17 protein-coding genes are annotated in these 16,750 nt (G+C 70.9%); 10 read left to right on the top strand and 7 right to left on the bottom strand.

All coding sequences use genetic code 11. The features are described from left to right. Nucleotides 1-103: 103 nt before the first annotated feature. Nucleotides 104-844, bottom strand: a complete 741-nt coding sequence (locus ACZ7M2_RS44410) for an SLATT domain-containing protein (RefSeq protein WP_352051405.1) — start codon at nucleotides 842-844, stop codon at nucleotides 104-106. Nucleotides 845-1,161: 317 nt separating this feature from the next. On the opposite strand from ACZ7M2_RS44410, the gene ACZ7M2_RS44405 reads away from it, so the two are divergent. From ACZ7M2_RS44405 to ACZ7M2_RS44395, 3 genes are read left to right on the top strand one after another with little or no spacing between them, the layout of a single operon-like run. Further along, on the top strand, nucleotides 1,162-1,503 hold the full coding sequence (locus ACZ7M2_RS44405) for a YbaB/EbfC family nucleoid-associated protein (protein WP_352051404.1): 342 nt from the start codon (nucleotides 1,162-1,164) through the stop codon (nucleotides 1,501-1,503). A 57-nt stretch (nucleotides 1,504-1,560) separates the two neighbouring features. Continuing rightward, nucleotides 1,561-2,160 (top strand): recombination mediator RecR, encoded by a 600-nt coding sequence (recR, locus tag ACZ7M2_RS44400; protein WP_266432022.1) that lies wholly within the window; start codon nucleotides 1,561-1,563, stop codon nucleotides 2,158-2,160. Next, on the top strand, nucleotides 2,153-2,812 hold the full coding sequence (locus ACZ7M2_RS44395; protein WP_060899733.1) for a DUF5063 domain-containing protein: 660 nt from the start codon (nucleotides 2,153-2,155) through the stop codon (nucleotides 2,810-2,812). The genes recR and ACZ7M2_RS44395 overlap by 8 nt, the downstream gene beginning before the upstream one ends. Before the next feature lie 13 nt (nucleotides 2,813-2,825). On the opposite strand, the gene ACZ7M2_RS44390 is transcribed toward ACZ7M2_RS44395, so the two are convergent. Further along, on the bottom strand, nucleotides 2,826-3,722 hold the full coding sequence (locus tag ACZ7M2_RS44390; protein WP_471600137.1) for an alpha/beta hydrolase: 897 nt from the start codon (nucleotides 3,720-3,722) through the stop codon (nucleotides 2,826-2,828). A gap of 36 nt (nucleotides 3,723-3,758) precedes the next feature. Further along, the gene (locus ACZ7M2_RS44385; RefSeq protein ID WP_352051402.1) at nucleotides 3,759-4,226 is read right to left on the bottom strand and encodes a cupin domain-containing protein; all 468 of its coding nucleotides are present in this window, start codon (nucleotides 4,224-4,226) and stop codon (nucleotides 3,759-3,761) included. 89 nt (nucleotides 4,227-4,315) lie between these two features. Between ACZ7M2_RS44385 and ACZ7M2_RS44380 the strand changes: the two genes are divergently transcribed. Further along, complete coding sequence (locus tag ACZ7M2_RS44380; RefSeq protein ID WP_352051401.1) at nucleotides 4,316-4,831, top strand: MarR family winged helix-turn-helix transcriptional regulator; 516 nt, start codon at nucleotides 4,316-4,318, stop codon at nucleotides 4,829-4,831. A 346-nt stretch (nucleotides 4,832-5,177) separates the two neighbouring features. Here the strand turns inward: ACZ7M2_RS44380 and ACZ7M2_RS44375 are convergent, their stop codons facing one another. Beyond that, complete coding sequence (locus ACZ7M2_RS44375) at nucleotides 5,178-5,900, bottom strand: TSUP family transporter (RefSeq protein ID WP_471600136.1); 723 nt, start codon at nucleotides 5,898-5,900, stop codon at nucleotides 5,178-5,180. A gap of 178 nt (nucleotides 5,901-6,078) precedes the next feature. On the opposite strand from ACZ7M2_RS44375, the gene ACZ7M2_RS44370 reads away from it, so the two are divergent. Then, on the top strand, nucleotides 6,079-6,579 hold the full coding sequence (locus ACZ7M2_RS44370) for an SgcJ/EcaC family oxidoreductase (RefSeq protein WP_471600135.1): 501 nt from the start codon (nucleotides 6,079-6,081) through the stop codon (nucleotides 6,577-6,579). On the opposite strand, the gene ACZ7M2_RS44365 is transcribed toward ACZ7M2_RS44370, so the two are convergent. Then, complete coding sequence (locus ACZ7M2_RS44365; protein WP_471600134.1) at nucleotides 6,545-7,840, bottom strand: sensor histidine kinase; 1,296 nt, start codon at nucleotides 7,838-7,840, stop codon at nucleotides 6,545-6,547. The genes ACZ7M2_RS44370 and ACZ7M2_RS44365 overlap by 35 nt on opposite strands. After that, nucleotides 7,837-8,610, bottom strand: coding sequence for a response regulator transcription factor (locus tag ACZ7M2_RS44360; protein ID WP_471600133.1), 774 nt, complete (start codon nucleotides 8,608-8,610; stop codon nucleotides 7,837-7,839). The genes ACZ7M2_RS44365 and ACZ7M2_RS44360 overlap by 4 nt, the downstream gene beginning before the upstream one ends. A 298-nt stretch (nucleotides 8,611-8,908) precedes the next feature. Between ACZ7M2_RS44360 and ACZ7M2_RS44355 the strand changes: the two genes are divergently transcribed. The 4 genes from ACZ7M2_RS44355 (at nucleotide 8,909) to ACZ7M2_RS44340 (ending at nucleotide 13,716) form a co-directional block, all read left to right on the top strand. Next, a complete protein-coding gene (locus ACZ7M2_RS44355; RefSeq protein WP_101399547.1) occupies nucleotides 8,909-10,186 on the top strand; it encodes an aspartate kinase in 1,278 nt (425 codons plus the stop codon). A 34-nt stretch (nucleotides 10,187-10,220) separates the two neighbouring features. After that, entirely contained in the window at nucleotides 10,221-11,279 is a 1,059-nt protein-coding gene (locus ACZ7M2_RS44350) for an aspartate-semialdehyde dehydrogenase (RefSeq protein WP_471600132.1), read from the top strand. A 530-nt stretch (nucleotides 11,280-11,809) separates the two neighbouring features. Further along, nucleotides 11,810-12,478: a SigE family RNA polymerase sigma factor gene (locus tag ACZ7M2_RS44345; protein ID WP_079065272.1), complete on the top strand. Its 669-nt coding sequence runs from the start codon at nucleotides 11,810-11,812 to the stop codon at nucleotides 12,476-12,478. Continuing rightward, nucleotides 12,475-13,716 carry a hypothetical protein gene (locus ACZ7M2_RS44340; RefSeq protein ID WP_471600131.1) on the top strand — a complete coding sequence of 414 codons (1,242 nt, stop codon included), beginning with the start codon at nucleotides 12,475-12,477 and terminating at the stop codon, nucleotides 13,714-13,716. The genes ACZ7M2_RS44345 and ACZ7M2_RS44340 overlap by 4 nt, the downstream gene beginning before the upstream one ends. Here ACZ7M2_RS44340 and ACZ7M2_RS44335 read toward each other — a convergent pair. After that, entirely contained in the window at nucleotides 13,686-14,555 is an 870-nt protein-coding gene (locus tag ACZ7M2_RS44335; RefSeq protein WP_471600130.1) for an SURF1 family protein, read from the bottom strand. The genes ACZ7M2_RS44340 and ACZ7M2_RS44335 overlap by 31 nt on opposite strands. A gap of 153 nt (nucleotides 14,556-14,708) precedes the next feature. On the opposite strand from ACZ7M2_RS44335, the gene ACZ7M2_RS44330 reads away from it, so the two are divergent. Further along, a complete protein-coding gene (locus ACZ7M2_RS44330) occupies nucleotides 14,709-16,607 on the top strand; it encodes a S9 family peptidase (RefSeq protein ID WP_471600129.1) in 1,899 nt (632 codons plus the stop codon). The last annotated feature ends 143 nt before the right edge of the window (nucleotides 16,608-16,750 follow it).

The raw sequence follows: 16,750 nt of genomic DNA, 5'->3' as shown, positions 1-16,750 counted from the left end.
GGGGGTTCGGGGGCGGCAGGCCCGCGGGGGTTCGGGGTTGAAGGGGCGGAGCCCCTGGGATGGGACGGGTAGGGGCGGCGGGGGCGAGGGAACCGAGGGAACGCTAGCGCGGCTCCGGGGGTCGCTGGCGAGGCATGTTCGGGCGGGTGCCCGGAGGCAACGGCAGCCGCCCAGCCGACGCACCCTCCGCCCGGGGAACCCCGGCCAACGACGACTGGATCCCCAGCGGCGCGGGCCCGGTCCGGAACTCCACCATCCAGTCCGTCGTCTCCACCCGCACCAACTCCGTCATGTCCTCCGAAAACCGGCGCAACACCCCCAGACACCGATCGGCCGCCTCGCTGGCGGTCCCCTCCGTCGGCCCCAAAACCTCCCGCACACTCTCCGACGCCCAGTCGAACTGCAACACCTGCAACCGCCGCTGCACGGCCTGCGCGGTCGCCACGTCCCTTATCCATCCGGAGGTCACCCCGAAGAACCGGTCCCCGGCCACACACGCGACCCCGAGCAGCAGCGCGAGATACCCCCAGGGGGCGACCCCGCCGACCACTCCGGTGAGATCCAGCAGGGGAAGCGCGGCCCCGGCCACCGCCCCCGCCGCCGCCCCACCCCGCAGCACCCGCGCCCCCCGCCGCTTCCACACCCGGTCCGCGAGATACCAGGACGCCGTGTCGAGCGCCCCCCGCTCCACCCACCGGTACAGCTCATGGAGCCGCTCGGCAGGCTCCCCCCAGTCCCCGAGCGGAAACGCGCGGCCGGTCAGATCACCCGGCCGGGTCCCGGCGGCCCCGTCGTCCCGCCCGTCCTGGGGCGGCCCCTCGGGCTGCATCTCCGGCTGGCTCACCCGGCACTCCCTACTGGCGAAGGACGACGAAGGACGAAGCTGGTGATGTTGGATGTCGCTGGTGACGTTGTGTCTGGTGACGTTGTGTGATGTCAAGTGACGCGTGGTGCCGAAGCGCCGCTCCCTTCCTACCGCCCAATGGGTGGCGATGGCCCGGGTTTCGCCGCTTTTCCGCCCGGAAGAGGGTCTTGATCAGGTATAGGCTTCGAGATCATCTCACTCGAAAGAGTGCTTGGGCGACGGCCCCGCCAACCACGTAGGCTCATGCTGAACGGGAAAACCCCGTCCAGACAGCCGTACGAAACCAGGAGCTGATCGTGATTCCCGGTGGTGGCCAGCCCAATATGCAGCAGCTGTTCCAGCAGGCCCAGAAGATGCAGCAGGACCTCGCCGACGCGCAGGAGGAACTCGCGCGCACCGAGGTCGAAGGCCAGGCGGGTGGCGGTCTGGTGACGGCGACGGTGACGGGCTCGGGTGAGCTGCGCGCCCTGGTCATCGACCCGAAGGCCGTGGACCCCGAGGACACCGAGACCCTCGCCGACCTCGTCGTCGCGGCGGTCCAGGCGGCCAACGAGAACGCCCAGGCGCTCCAGCAGCAGAAGCTCGGCCCGCTCGCCCAGGGCCTCGGCGGCAGTGGCATCCCCGGCCTGCCTTTCTAAGACCGGCGGCGGCCAACTACCGTACGTACTGAAAGATTCCAGGAAGGGCGGCAGTCCGTGTACGAAGGCGTGGTCCAGGACCTCATCGACGAGTTGGGGCGGCTGCCCGGCGTCGGTCCCAAGAGCGCGCAGCGGATCGCCTTCCACATCCTGCAGGCCGAGCCGACGGACGTCCGCCGGCTCGCGCAGTGCCTCATGGAGGTCAAGGCGAAGGTCCGCTTCTGCGCGACCTGCGGCAATGTGGCGCAGGAGGAACTGTGCAACATCTGCCGCGACCCGCGTCGGGATCTGACCGTCATCTGCGTGGTCGAGGAGCCCAAGGACGTCGTCGCGATCGAGCGCACGCGCGAGTTCCGGGGCAAGTACCACGTGCTGGGCGGCGCGATCAGCCCGATCGAGGGTGTGGGCCCCGACGACCTCCGGATAAGGGAACTCCTCGCCCGTCTCGCCGACGGCGCGGTCACGGAGCTCATCCTCGCCACGGACCCGAACCTGGAGGGCGAGGCGACGGCCACGTACCTCGCCCGCATGATCAAGCCCATGGGCCTCAGGGTCACCCGCCTGGCCAGCGGCCTCCCGGTGGGTGGCGACCTGGAATACGCGGACGAGGTCACACTCGGCCGCGCCTTCGAGGGGAGACGACTCCTAGATGTCTGACGCCACGCTGCACGCGACCAGCCAGGACCCCGACGACTTCGTGGTCCAGATCGCGGACCAGGTCGAGAGCTTCATCGTCGCCGTCACCGAAGTGGCGAAGGGCGACGAGCCGGACTCCGCCGTGCCCTTCCTCCTCCTGGAGGTGTCCCAGCTGCTGCTGGCCGGCGGCCGTCTCGGCGCGCACGAGGACATCGTCCCCGACGAGCGCTACGAGCCGGACCTCGGTCCGGAGCCGGACGTCGACGACCTGCGTGAGCGCCTCGCGGTCATGCTGGACCCGATCGACGTCTACTCCGAGGTGTTCGACCCGTACGAACCGCGCAAGGCCCCGGTGGCCTGCCGCATCTCGGACGACCTCGCGGACGTCATCACCGATCTGCGCCACGGCATGGCCCACTACCGCGCGGGCCGCACCACCGAGGCCCTGTGGTGGTGGCAGTTCTCCTACTTCTCCAACTGGGGGTCCACCACCTCGGCGGCTCTGCGCGCCCTCCAGTCCCTGGTGGCCCACGTCCGCCTGAACCAGCCCCTGGACGACCTCAACGGTCTCGACACCGACCAGGACCTCGGCGAGGAGGTCCTCGCGGAGGAGGCGGGCCGGGTCATGGCCGAGGAGATCGGCGGACCGCTCGGCATCAGGTCGTCCAAGTAGTCCCGGCCCGGGGTCAAACGGCGGCCCAGTGCGCCCGGGTGAAGGCGGCGGCGGAGGTCAGCGCGGCGTCGGCGTCGTCGAGCAGCGCGGCGAACCCCTGGAAGACGTGCGGGACCTGGGGCCAGACCTGCAGCTCGACCGCCACGTCGTGCTCGGCGGCGCGGGCGGCCAGTCGTACGGCGTCGTCCAGCAGGATCTCGTGCGAACCGACCTGGATGAGCAGGGGCGCGAGCCCCGTCAGGTCGGCGAAGACCGGGCTGGCCAGGGGCGTGGCGGGGTCGGTCTCGCCCAGGTAGTCGCGGGCGCGGATCTGCAGCCCCTTGGCGGTCAGCGCGGGATCGACGTCGGCCTTGCCGGTCAGGCTGTCCCCGGACAGGGTCAGATCGGCCCAGGGGGAGAAGACCACGGCCGACGACGGCTGCGGCAGCCCCGCCTCCTTGAGCGCGACGAGCGTGGCCATCACCAGCCCGCCGCCCGCGGACTCACCGACGAACGCGACCTCGGAGCTGGGTGTCCCGTCCGCGAGCAGGGCGCGATAGGCGGCCACGGCGTCGTCGACGGCCGTGGGGAACGGATGCTCCGGGGCCAGCCGGTAGTCCACCGACACGGCACGGACCCCGACCCGCCGGGCCACGTCGGCGGCCAGGCCCACGGAGTCGCCGGCCGAGCCGAGTGCGTAGGCGCCGCCGTGGAAGTAGAGCACCACGGCCGAAGAATCCTCGCCCGGAGTCTTCACGGTGACGACCGGTATGCCACCGAGCCGCCCCGGGGTGGCCGTGACGTCTTCGGGCAGCGGCACGGACGCGATCATCTCGTGGAAGAGGGCGCGCTGTTCGCCGAGTTCACCGCCGATGTCGAACGGGGCGTGCCGCAGGAGCTCATCAAGAGCCTGACGTTGCTGCTGAGTCATGAAGGACCTCTCATCGGTGAGCGGGGCGGGCGTCGGTCAGCGGGGCGGTCCCAGAACGATCTGTCCGTACTTGTCGGCGGCCTCGGCGAGCAGCTCCGGATCGATCCGGAAGCCCTCGGGCCGAGGGGTGGCCAGATCGCGTCCGGCGTGCCGGAACATGCCCTCGATGCCGCCCGGGGTGCAGATCATCAGCAGGTCGGCGGTGTCGGAGGTGATCCGGTAGCCGTGCGGGACGTTCTTGGGCAGATAGACGATGCCGCCCTCGGACAGCTCCATCTCCTGATCGTCGGACCAGACCAGCGCGGTCCCCTTGATCAGCATGAAGACCTCGTCCTCACGGGTGTGCATGTGGTACGGCGGCGCCTCGCCCTTGCTGACGCTGAACCGCCCGACGGTCAGCTGCCCGTCGGTGGCCGCGCTGTCCAGCAACACGGCGAAGACACCGCCGTCGAGCCACTCGAGCTTCTGCTGCTGATCGGCCTGCGCGAGATAAGCCATGCTCATGACCAGTCTCCTCTTCGCTAATGCTACGAATTCGAAGCACATGGCGACCTTACGACTGCTTCGAATTCGCAGCAAGTAAACTCTTGGTCATGCCGCACACCCCGCCCCCCGATCCCGAGCGACTGGATCCCGAGCAACTGGCCGCCTACTTCGCCCTGATGGAGGTCAGCAGCCTGCTCCAGCACGCCGTCGACCAGCAGCTGCGCGACGAGGGCGGCCTCAGCTACACCCAGTTCCAGATCCTCGCCGTGCTCGGGCAGGCCCCCGAGGGGCAGCTGCGGATGACCGACATCGCCGACCGCCTGGTCCACAGCCGCAGCGGGCTGACCTACCAGGTGGCCCAGTTGGCCAAGGCGGGACTGGTCACCAGGGCACCCTCGGCGGACGACGAACGCAGCGTCAACGTCACCGCCACCCCGCAGGGCCAGGAGCTCCTCGGCCGAGTGATGCCGGGCCACGTGGCGGTCGTACACAGGCTTCTCGTCACACCCCTGAACCGCTCCGACATCACCACGCTCAGCGACGTACTGGGCCGGGTCCGCACCCACATGCGCACGACCCCACCCCGCTCGGCAACCCCCCGCCGCAAGCCCCCAACACACTGACCCCCACAGCCACCACCCACACGAGGCCACCACCCACCCGAGGCCGCCCCGCGATGCATGGCCACCCCGCGACGCGAGGTCGCCCTGCGACGCGAGGGGCCGTGGCGGTACGTCGCAAGCCCGTCGCTTACGTCCGGATCGAGCAGCGGCTCCCTTGCCCGGCCCACGTCTGATCCAGCGGCGACGGGCTCGACGTACCGCCACGGCCCCGACCCACCACCGGCACCAGGGCGCACCCACCACCGGCACCAGGCGCGCCCACGACAGGCACCAGGCCGGCACTAGGCGCGCCCCGCCACAGGCGCCGAGCGCACCCGCCACAGGCACCGAGCGCACCCACCACAGGTCACCCCAGCCCCCACACCCCCTTCCCCAACGTGGTGAGCCCACCGATCAACGCCAGCAACAGCACCAGCATCCGCGCCCGCTGCTCCGGCACCCGTTCGGCAAGCACCCTCCCGATCGAGGCCCCCACCACCATCCCCGTCACCACGACCCCCCACCGCGCCGACCCAAGATGCGGAACGCCGTTCGAGGCCACCGAGAAGGCGTTCACCACCACCCCGTAGAACAGCGCGTTCGGCACGAACTCCCGAACCGTCCACCCCGCGTTGAGGGCGTACAGAGAGACCGGCGGACCCCCCACCCCCGCCGCGGAGTTCATGAACCCGCCCGCCGCCCCCGCGGCCACCGCACCCCGCGTGCCCCGCAGCGCGGGCAGCCGGGCGCCCCGCATGACCACGACCACGGCCACCGTCACCAGCGCGCCCATGAAAACCAGCAGCTCGGCGGGCGGCAGCCGCCGTGCGACCCAGCTGCCCACCGGCACGGTGAGCGCCGCCGCCAGACACAACGGCACCATCGCGCGCGGCCGCACCCGCCGCCACCCACCGGCCAGCCCCACGACGCAGATCGCCCCGGCGACGCAGTTCGCGAGGACGACACCCTGGGCCGGCCCGAGCAGCAGCACCAGCGCCGGCACGGCGACGAGCGCGAAGCCCATCCCGGTCAGCCACTGCACACAGGACCCCAGCAGCACGATCCCGCCCAGCATCAACTCGCCCGTCATCCACGCCCCTTACCCCGCCCGGCACCCCTGCACCCCCGTCACCATCCCCTCGCACAGCGTGAGTTGGCCGGGAGTTGGATCAGTCCTGCACGTCCGCTGGACGGCTCCTAACCAGCGCGAAGAGAGGCTGGAGTCGCTCCCGCAGCAAGCGGAGCACCCCCACCGCACTGGAGTTCCCATGAAGCGTCGGATACGCAAGCGCGCCGCCGTCATCACCGCCTCCACCCTCGCCGCCGCGACCGCCGTGGGCCTCGGCATCAGCACATCGGCCGGCGCGGCCCCGCAGAAGCCGCCCACCAAGGCCCAGATCGCCGCGCTGTTCGACGGCTGGAACGCCGCGCTGAAGACCGGCGACCCGGAGAAGGTGGCCGACCGCTACGCCTCCGACGCCGTCCTGCTGCCCACCGTCTCCAACAAGATCCGCGACACGCACGCCGAGATCGTCGACTACTTCGAGCACTTCCTCGAGAACAAGCCGGTCGGCAAGAAGACCGAGACGATCGTCAACGTCCTCGACGAGAACTCCGCCATCGACACCGGCCTGTACGAGTTCACGCTCACCGACCCGGACACCGGCGCCAAGCGCACCGTCGAGGCCCGCTACACGTACGAGTACGAGAAGCGCGGCGGCAAGTGGCTGATCGTCAACCACCACTCCTCGGTGATGCCCGAAGGCTGACGGCCACCCACAGCCCGCCGCCGGGCGCGTCGCGCAGGGCCACGGTCCCGCCGTCGTCCGCCACCAGCTGTTTGACGATGGCGAGGCCGAGCCCGGAGCCGGAGCGCCCGGTCAGGCCCTGGCCGCGCCAGAAGCGGTCGAAGGCGCGGGCCTTCTCCGCGTCGGACATGCCGGGGCCCTGGTCCAGCACCGAGAGCACCACCTCGTCGGGGCGGACCGCCACCTTCACGGTGATCACCGAAGCGTCCGGGGAGACCTCCAGGGCGTTCGACAGGATGTTGTCCAGCACCTGGTCGAGGTGCCCGGGACTGGCCAGCACGAGCGACCGGCCGCCGAGTTCCCCCTCCTGCGCGATGGTCACCCCGCGCTCCTCGGCGGCCGGCCGCCACACCGCGAGCCGGTTCTCCACCAACTCCCGCAGCGGCAGCGCCTCGGCCGCCGAGACCTTCGCCTCGGCGCGGGCGAGCACGAGCAGTCCGTTCACCAGTCGGCTCATCCGGACGACCTCGGCGGTGGCCTGGTCCACGTCCTCGCGCACGAACGCGTCCTCGACCCCGTCCGCGATGTTGTCGAGGGACAGGCGCAGCGCCGTGAGCGGGGTACGGAGCTGGTGGGAGGCGTCGGCGACGAAGATCCGCTGGGAGTCGATGAGGGTGTCCAGGCGTTCCGCGCCCGAGTTGAGGGTGCGGGCCAGGCGCTGGGTCTCCGGCGGTCCGGTCACCGGCGAGCGCGCGGTCAGATCCCCGTCGCCGAACCTGCTCGCCATCTCGTTGAGCTGCCGCAGCGGCCGGGTCAGCCGACGTGCCACCAGCGCGCCGAGCCCGGCGGCCACCGCCAGCACACCGACGGCGAGGATCGCCCGGAAGCCCCAGATCCGCCACAGCCGGGCGGTCAGATCGGAGGTGGGGTACGTGACGCGCACCGCGCCCACGACGTGATGGTCCCTGATCGCCGGAACCGTCACCCGCAGCGCGCCGTCGCCCCAGCGTGCGGTGTCCGTCCCGTCCGTGCCGGAGGCCGGGAGCACGTCCACGTGGCCGGGCGTCCGGTCGGCGTACGCGGTCGCCAGCCGGTTCAGCGCGGCCCGTGAGGCGGGGTCGCCCTGCGCCAGCATCAGCGCCATCGTGTTGGCTTCCCGGCGCACCGAGGCCTCGGTGTCGCCGCGCAGCTGCGAGGTCAGCGTGAAGGCCACCGGCACGGTGAACGCGGTCAGCGCGACGGCGACCAGCAGGACGTAACTGACGATGAGCTGCCGGATCATGAGCCGGGCGCGCCCTGCTCCGGAGCGGGGGCCGAGTCAGAGGTCGAGGCCGTCGTCGAGGCCGTCTTCGAGGGCGAGGCCGTTTTCAAGTCCGGCACGGGATCCCGTGCGACCTCCAGACGGAATCCGACCCCCCGTACCGCCTCGATGGTGATCGCCCCCGCGAGCTTGCGCCGCAGTGCGGCGACATGGACGTCGAGCGTCTTCGTCGGGCCGAACCAGTTCGCGTCCCAGACCGCTTCCATGATCTGTTCGCGTGACATCAGCGCGCCGGGCTCCTCGGTGAGGAACGCGAGCAGGTCGTACTCCTTGGGCGCGAGCGCCACCTCGACGCCGTCGAGGCGGACCCGGGCGGCCTTGCGGTCGACGGTGAGCCGGGACCCGTACCGGTCGGGGCCCGCCGACATCTCCGTACGGGGCCGGACGCGCCGCATCACCGCCCTGATCCGCGCGATGACCTCCCGTACGCCGAAGGGCTTGGAGACGTAGTCGTCGGCGCCTATCTCCAGGCCCACCACCCGGTCGGTCTCGTCGCTGCGCGCGCTGATCACGATGATCGGCACGTCACCGCGGGTCCGCAGCGCCTTGCAGACGTCGAGGCCGTCGGTGTCGGGCAGGCCGAGATCGAGAAGGACGACGTCGTACGGGCCCTGGTGGGCCAGCGCCGCGTGGCCGGTCGTCACCCACTCGACCTCGAAGCCGTAGCGCAGCAGTCCCCGACGCAGTGACTCGGCGACCGGCTCATCGTCTTCCACCAGGAGTACGCGCACAGCCGAACCTTAGTGCTTGAGAGTTAAGACATGGCGGTGTCGTGTGACACGGGGCACTTTCCGGAGTGGCGGGGCGTGCGGGCGGGCAGGTGCCGCTCGGAGCGGCCGGAGGGACCCTGCCGAAACCGGTGGATCTGACGACTCCGGTGGACTCCCGGTGGACCTTGACGGTCCGGAGTGATCACGTCGTGGGCGGGACATCTCACGATTCGACACTCCGGAAGGGAAATCCGGCCGCTCGTTAGACTGAGCCGACCGCAGTTGTGCGGTACAGAGACGGATTGAGCGAGGAGCGCACGTGGGCCTTGTCGTGCAGAAGTACGGAGGCTCCTCCGTAGCCGATGCCGAGGGCATCAAGCGCGTCGCCAAGCGAATCGTGGAAGCGAAGAAGAACGGCCACCAGGTGGTCGTGGTCGTTTCCGCGATGGGCGACACGACGGACGAGCTGATCGATCTCGCCGAGCAGGTATCTCCGATGCCCAGCGGACGAGAGTTCGACATGCTGCTGACCGCCGGAGAGCGGATCTCCATGGCCCTGCTGGCGATGGCGATCAAAAACCTGGGCCACAGCGCCCAGAGCTTCACCGGCAGCCAGGCAGGCGTCATCACCGACTCGGTCCACAACAAAGCGCGGATCATCGACGTCACGCCGGGCCGTATCCGGACGGCGCTCGACGAGGGCAACATCGCCATCGTCGCCGGCTTCCAGGGCGTCTCGCAGGACAAGAAGGACATCACCACGCTCGGGCGCGGCGGGTCCGACACCACGGCCGTCGCGCTCGCCGCGGCGCTGGATGCCGAGGTCTGCGAGATCTACACCGACGTGGACGGCGTGTTCACCGCCGACCCGCGGGTGGTGAAGAAGGCGAAGAAGATCGACTGGATCGCCTTCGAGGACATGCTGGAGCTCGCCGCCTCCGGCTCCAAGGTGCTGCTCCACCGCTGTGTGGAGTACGCCCGCCGTTACAACATCCCGATCCACGTGCGCTCGTCCTTCAGCGGGCTCCAGGGCACCTGGGTCAGCAGTGCACCGATCAAGCAAGGGGACCAGAAGGTGGAGCAGGCCATCATTTCCGGTGTCGCTCACGACACCTCCGAGGCCAAGGTCACGGTCGTCGGTGTCCCGGACAAGCCGGGCGAGGCCGCCTCGATCTTCCGCGCCATCGCCGATGCCGAGATCAACATCGACATGGTCGTGCAGAACGTGTCCGCCGCCTCCACCGGCCTGACGGACATCTCCTTCACCCTCCCCAAGACCGAGGGCCGCAAGGCCATCGACGCCCTGGAGAAGGCGAAGAACGTGATCGGCTTCGACTCGCTGCGCTACGACGACCAGATCGGGAAGATCTCGCTCGTCGGCGCGGGCATGAAGACGAACCCGGGTGTCACGGCCGGCTTCTTCGAGGCACTGTCCGACGCGGGGGTGAACATCGAGCTGATCTCCACCTCCGAGATCCGCATCTCGGTGGTCACGCGTGCCGACGACGTCCCCGAGGCCGTCCGCGCGGTGCACACCGCCTTCGGACTCGACTCCGACAGCGACGAGGCCGTCGTCTACGGAGGCACCGGACGATGACCGTCCTCTCGTACGGCGGCGCTGGTCGCCGCTGATGACCAGGCCGGCAGGACCGACGCTGGCGGTCGTGGGCGCGACCGGGGCCGTCGGCACGGTCATGCTCCAGATCCTGTCCCAGCACGCGGACATCTGGGGCGAGATCCGTCTGCTCGCCTCCCCGCGCTCGGCCGGCCGCAAGCTGGCCGTGCGCGGCGAGGAGGTCGAGGTGGTGGCGCTCAGTGAGGCCGCCTTCGACGGGGTCGACGTCGCGATGTTCGACGTACCGGACGAGGTGGCCGCGCAGTGGGCGCCGATCGCCGCGGCCAAGGGCGTCATCGTGGTCGACAACTCGGGCGCGTTCCGGATGGACCCCGACGTGCCTCTGGTCGTCCCCGAGGTGAATCCGCACGCCGCGCGCGTGCGCCCGCGCGGGATCATCGCCAACCCGAACTGCACCACCCTCTCCATGATCGTGGCGCTCGGCGCGCTGCACGCCGAGTTCGGCCTGCGCGAGCTGGTGGTCTCCTCGTACCAGGCGGTGAGCGGCGCCGGGCGCGCGGGCGTCGACACCCTGCGCCAGCAGCTGTCCCTCGTCGCCGGTACGGAACTGGGGACCAACCCCGGTGACGTACGCCGGGCCGTGGGCGACAACACGGGCCCCTTCCCGGAGCCGGTGGCGCTGAACGTCGTCCCGTGGGCCGGGTCGCTGCGCGAGGACGGCTGGTCCTCGGAGGAGATGAAGGTGCGGGACGAGTCCCGCAAGATCCTCGGGCTGCCGGACCTGCCCGTGGCCGTGACCTGCGTCCGCGTCCCGGTCGTGACCACGCACTCCCTCACCGTGCACGCCCGCTTCGAGGGCAAGGTCACCGTGACCAAGGCCCGCGAGATCCTGGCCACCGCGCCCGGAGTGGTCCTGTTCGACAACCCGGCCGCCGGCGAGTTCCCCACCCCCGCGGACGTCGTCGGCACCGACCCGACCTGGGTGGGCCGTGTCCGCCGGGCCCTCGACGACCCGACCGCCCTCGAACTCTTCGTCTGCGGCGACAACCTCCGCAAGGGCGCCGCCCTCAACACGGCCCAGATCGCGGAACTGGTGGCGGCGGAGCTGTTCTAGACAGCCGCGTCAGGGCGCGGCGTGCGCGGGTTTCCCTGCTCAGGGCGTCCAGGGGGCAAAATCTCGCTGGCCATGTCCGGATTCGTTTGTAGGATCTGTGTCAGTTGTGTGGCCGGAATAATGGTCCGGACCACTTGTCCAGGACCCGCTTGGCGTTCGAAGATTTCCCTCCCCGTTCTCCGCAACCGCGCGGAGGGCGGGGAGCGTCTTTGCGGTCGCCCTGAACGGGTGTCCGGGGGCGGCACGGCATAACGGGGCATAGGGGATGAGCTAGTACGCATGAGGGCATTCAATGCACTGCCAGGTGCGCTACGGGTCGCGTCGGCGGACGTTCCGGCACATGGTCCGGCGGGCGTTGCGAGGTGCGTGGGGGCGGGTCTTGTGGAGCGCGTGGGGGCGGGCGTTGTGCGGTGCGTGGGGACGGGTGTCGTGGGGCGCGTGGGAGCGGTCCCTTCGGCCGGTGTGAACCCTGGAGCGAATGTGATGCCTGTCGCGTACAACCCTGACGGGGGTGAGCGTGTCCAACTGGCGTGGCAGAGGTTCTCGAATTCACCGCGGTACAGACCAGGGGCACGCCCCTGCGTCCACCCCGCCGACTCCGTAGCCCCGGCGTGCCCGGCGGCATGCCGGTGATCGCGCCCATGCCCGCAGCGCGGCCCGCCCGCATACCGAGTCAGCGCGACGGCGCTGAAGACAGCATGGCCGCCGGCACCACGGTCGACCATCTCACCGAGACCTACCGCGCCCACTACCGGTCGCTGCTGGGCCTCGCGGCACTCCTGCTCGACGACACCGCCTCCTGCGAGGACGTCGTCCAGGAGGCCTTCATCCGGGTGCACTCGGCGCGCAAACGCGTCCGTGACCCAGAGAAGACGCTCGCGTATCTGCGTCAGACCGTCGTCAACCTCTCGCGCTCCGCGCTGCGTCGGCGCATCCTCGGCCTCAAGCTCCTCTCGAAGCCGATGCCCGACATGGCGAGCGCGGAGGAGGGTGCGTACGACCAGCTGGAGCGCGACGCCCTGATCAAGGCGATGAAGGGCCTGCAGCGCCGTCAGCGCGAGGTCCTCGTCCTGCGCTACTTCGCGGACATGACCGAGGCCCAGGTCGCCGAGACCCTCGGGATATCGCTCGGGTCGGTCAAGGCGTACGGCTCGCGCGGCATCGCGGCGCTCCGTGTCGCCATGGAGGCCCCGGCATGAGCCAGCGACGCGACAACCACGATCGACACGAGCCCTACGAGTGGCATGAGCCGACACACCGGACCACGCCCGCCGAAGACGAGCACGAGCACGAGCAGCAAGCTGGGAACGGAACTGTGAACCACGGCCCCGACGCAAACGGCCCCCACCCGCAGGGCCTGGACGCACAGGGCCCGCACGCACCGGGCCCCGACACACAGGGCCCGGACGGGTCCGGTTCGGACGAGCTGGGCCCCGACGGGTTCGGTTCGGACGAGCTGGCGCTGCGCCGGCTGCTGCACCAGGCCGTCCAGGAGATCGAACCCACGGACGGCACGCTGGAGCACCTGCGCCGCGCGGTCCCCGCACGACGGGCCCGCAAGCGTCAGGCCATCGTCGGCGTGGCCGCCGCCGCGCTCTTCATCGGCACCGCCGTCCCCGCCCTCGTGCACGTCTCGAACGCCTCCGGGTCGAACGCCGATCCGTCCATAGCGGGCAACAGCTCACAGGCCCAGGGCGGCACCAGCCAGGGCAAGGGCCCCGACGGCGGCGAGAGCTCCGTGGGCGGCAGCTCAGGCACCTCCAAGGACAAGGGCAAGGGCGGCAGCCAGACCGGCACGCCCGACAAGGGCAAGGGGACGAACACCGGGTCGGCCACGGGCGGCCCCGATCCCTCGACCTCGGCCGCGATCTCACCCGCGTGCACACCGGCGCAGCTCGGCGGAGCCACCAGTACCGTCGGCACTCCGGACGCCACCGGCGCGGTCTACGGCTCCTTCACCCTCTCGAACGTCTCCGCCACCAGTTGCACCGTCAGCGGCGCGGGCACGCTCGGCACCCTCGCGCAGGGCGCCGCGGACTCGGCCAAGATCAGTGTGGTGACGCATGTGGCGGGCGACGCGGCCACCGGGCTGCCCGACCCCACCACGGAGGTCGCCTCGGTGGTGCTGAAGCCGAGCGCCTCGTACGTCGTGAAGTTCGCCTGGGTGCCCTCGGAGACCTGTCCGACCACCGGCGGCGGTCAGCCCTCGCCGACCCCGACCACCACCACGGACGGCGCCACCAGCACGGGCGGCACCGCCACGGACACCGGTGGCACCGGCACCTCGACCCAGCTGGTGACGGAGGACGGCGGACTGGCCGACGGCAGCGTCACCGTGTCGTACACGGCGGAGACGGGCGCGGCGACGGCCACGACGACCGTGCCCAACGCGTGCGCCGGGACGATCTACCGGACGGGGATGTTGTCGGCGTCCTGAGGGGCGTCGGCGGCATCGGCTCGGGCGGTGGCTTCGGCTCGGGCGGTGGCTTCGGTGACCGTGGCGTCTTCTTCGTCATGGTCCGGGACGAGCCCCAGCTCCGCGTCCCGGGCGAACTCCGCTTCGCGGCGCAGCAGCCGGAACCACATGAAGACCACGAAGCCCGCGAAGACGAACCACTCACCGGTGTAACCGAGGTTCTGGAACGCCTTCAGATCCAGGCCGGTGCCCTGAGGCTCGGTCGCGGGCACCGCACGCATCCCGCTGTCGGCCTTCGCGAGGGTGATCCAGGCGTCGTACACCTCGTACGGCACCAGGTTCACCAGTGACGCCGAGCTGATCGCGCCGGTCTGTCCCACGGGCAGCCCCCCGGCGGCGGTGACGCCGTTCGCCCCCGGGCTCTCGGAGGCCTGGAGCGCACCCGTGACGGTGACCTCACCGGTCGGGGCGGCGGGTGCCTTCGCCGGGTCGGCGGTTCCGGGCAGCCAGCCCCGCACGACGGGCAGGGCCTTGCCGCCGTCGACGCGCAGCAGCGTCAGCACGTAGACCCCGCGCTCGCCGTCGAGCTCGCGCCCCGGCACGAGGAGCTGCTTGCCGTACCGGCCGGTCGCGGTGGCCTGCTTCCCGGAGGTCTCCGTGCTCACGGGCAGCAGCCGGGCGAGCGGACGGGCCGCCTCCGTCTTGGCCGCGGCGGCCTGCTCACCGGCCGCGCGGTGATCCTGTACCCGAGCCTCGAACCGGCTCAACTGCCACGAACCCATGAAGATGCAGAAGGGGATGGCCAACAGCACGAAGACGTTGATCCCCCACCAGCGGGGCGTCAGCAGGAACCGGTACACGACCTCAAAGGTACGGTGCCGCGCACGACGCCGAGGCTTCGGGGCCCCTCCTGCCGGTGCTCTTTCGAAGTTCGTTCGACGCGATCGGCGAACTTATCCACAGGCTGGGGACCTCGCCAGCGCGGGGTCGGTCGGGCCAGGCACTATGGGGCCATGACTGAGAGCAACGGGTCCATCGAGCAGCAGCAGGCAGCCATGCCCGATTGGGAGAAGCGCTTCCGGGCGCCGCGGGTGTCGCTGCCCGACTGGGCGGAGGACGCCCCGCATCGCGCGCTGTTCGTCTCCAACGCGACGGGGACGTACGAGCTGTACGCGTGGGACCGCGGGACCGGGGAGCAGCGCCAGGTCACGAACCGGGCGAACGGCACGACGGACGGGGTGCTCTCCCCGGACGGCGAGTGGATCTGGTGGTTCGACGACAAGGACGGGGACGAGTTCGGCATCTGGCGCCGCCAACGCTTCACCGCTCCCAAGGGCACGGACACCGTCGACGGCGAAGGCGGCCCCGATGCCGGTGCCGGTGCCGGTGCCGGTGCCGGTGACGGTGTTGCTGAGGCCGACGCCCCCGCCGCTCCGGGCCTGGAGCCCTCCTACCCGGGGGGCCTGGCCATCGGCAGGGACGGCCGGACGTCGGTCGTGGGCCGCTCGACGGACGAGGACGGCTCGACGATCCACGTGGTCCGCCTCGGCGAGGAGCCGGTGGAGATCTACCGCCACCGGGAGTCGGCGGGCGTCGGCGACCTCTCGCACGACGGCTCCCTGATCGCCGTCGAGCACACCGAGCACGGCGACGCGATGCACTCGGCGCTTCGGGTGCTGCGCCCGGACGGCTCGACGGTCACCGAGCTGGACGACACCAAGGGCGGCACGGTCGAGCTGGGCCTGGAAGTGCTCGGCTTCGCTCCCGTCGATGGCGACACCCGCCTCCTCATCGGCCATCAGCGGCGCGGCCGTTGGGAGCCGCTGGTGTGGGACGTGGCGACGGGGGAGGAGACGGACCTGGCCCTGGACCTCCCGGGCGACGTGGCGGCGGAGTGGTACCCCGATGGTTCGGCTCTTCTCATCGCCCACAGCTTCGAGGCCCGCAGCGACCTGTGGCGCTACGACCTGGCGTCCCGCGAGCTGGTCCAGGTGCCCACCCCGCAGGGCACCGTCTCCGGGGCGACGGCCCGCCCCGACGGAACCGTGGAGTACCTGTGGTCCTCGGCGGCCGAGCCGTCCGTGGTCCGCTCGACGACGGGCGAGATCGTCCTCGATCCCCCCGGCCTGAAGTCCCCGGGCTCGGTCCCCGTGGAGGACGTGTGGGTGGAGGGCCCCGGCGGCCGTGTCCACGCGCTCATCCAGAAGCCGGCGGGCACGACGGGCCCCCTGCCCACCGTCTTCGACATCCACGGCGGCCCGACCTGGCACGACAGCGACTCCTTCGCGGCGGGCCCGGCGGCTTGGGTGGACCACGGGTACGCGGTGGTCCGGATCAACTACCGAGGCTCCACGGGCTACGGCCGCGAGTGGACGGACGCCCTCAAGCACCGAGTCGGCCTGATCGAACTCGAAGACATCGCGGCGGTCCGGGAATGGGCGGTGACGTCGGGCCTGGCCGACCCCGCCCGCCTGATCCTCACCGGCGGCTCCTGGGGCGGCTACCTCACCCTCCTGGGCCTCGGTACGCAGCCGGACGCGTGGACCCTCGGCATCGCCGCCGTCCCCGTCGCCGACTATGTGACGGCGTACCACGACGAGATGGAAGCCCTGAAGGCGATGGACCGCACCCTCCTCGGCGGCACCCCCGAGGACGTCCCCGAACGTTTCGAGGCGTCCTCCCCCCTCACCTACGTCGACGCGGTCAAGGCCCCCGTCTACATCTCGGCCGGTGTCAACGACCCCCGCTGCCCCATCCGCCAGATCGACAACTACGTAGCCCGCCTCACCGCCCGCAGCGCCATCCACGAGGTCTACCGCTACGACGCGGGCCACGGCTCCCTGGTCGTCGACGAACGCATCAAACAGGTAAAGCTCGAACTCGACTTCGCCACCAGACACCTCCCCCAGTAACCCGCCCCCGACAGCGACAGAGGCAAAGCCCCCGGGGGGCAGGGGAGGCACGGACGCAGCCCGCGGAGCTCCGGGGGCTGCCCCCTTCGACGGCCTCCAGGGACGGAGCCCCACGGGGGCGTACGCGGTCTCTGGGGCACAAC

Source organism: Streptomyces sp. NPDC111507, from assembly GCF_055638955.1.
This window is presented reverse-complemented; position numbering and strand designations above follow the sequence as displayed.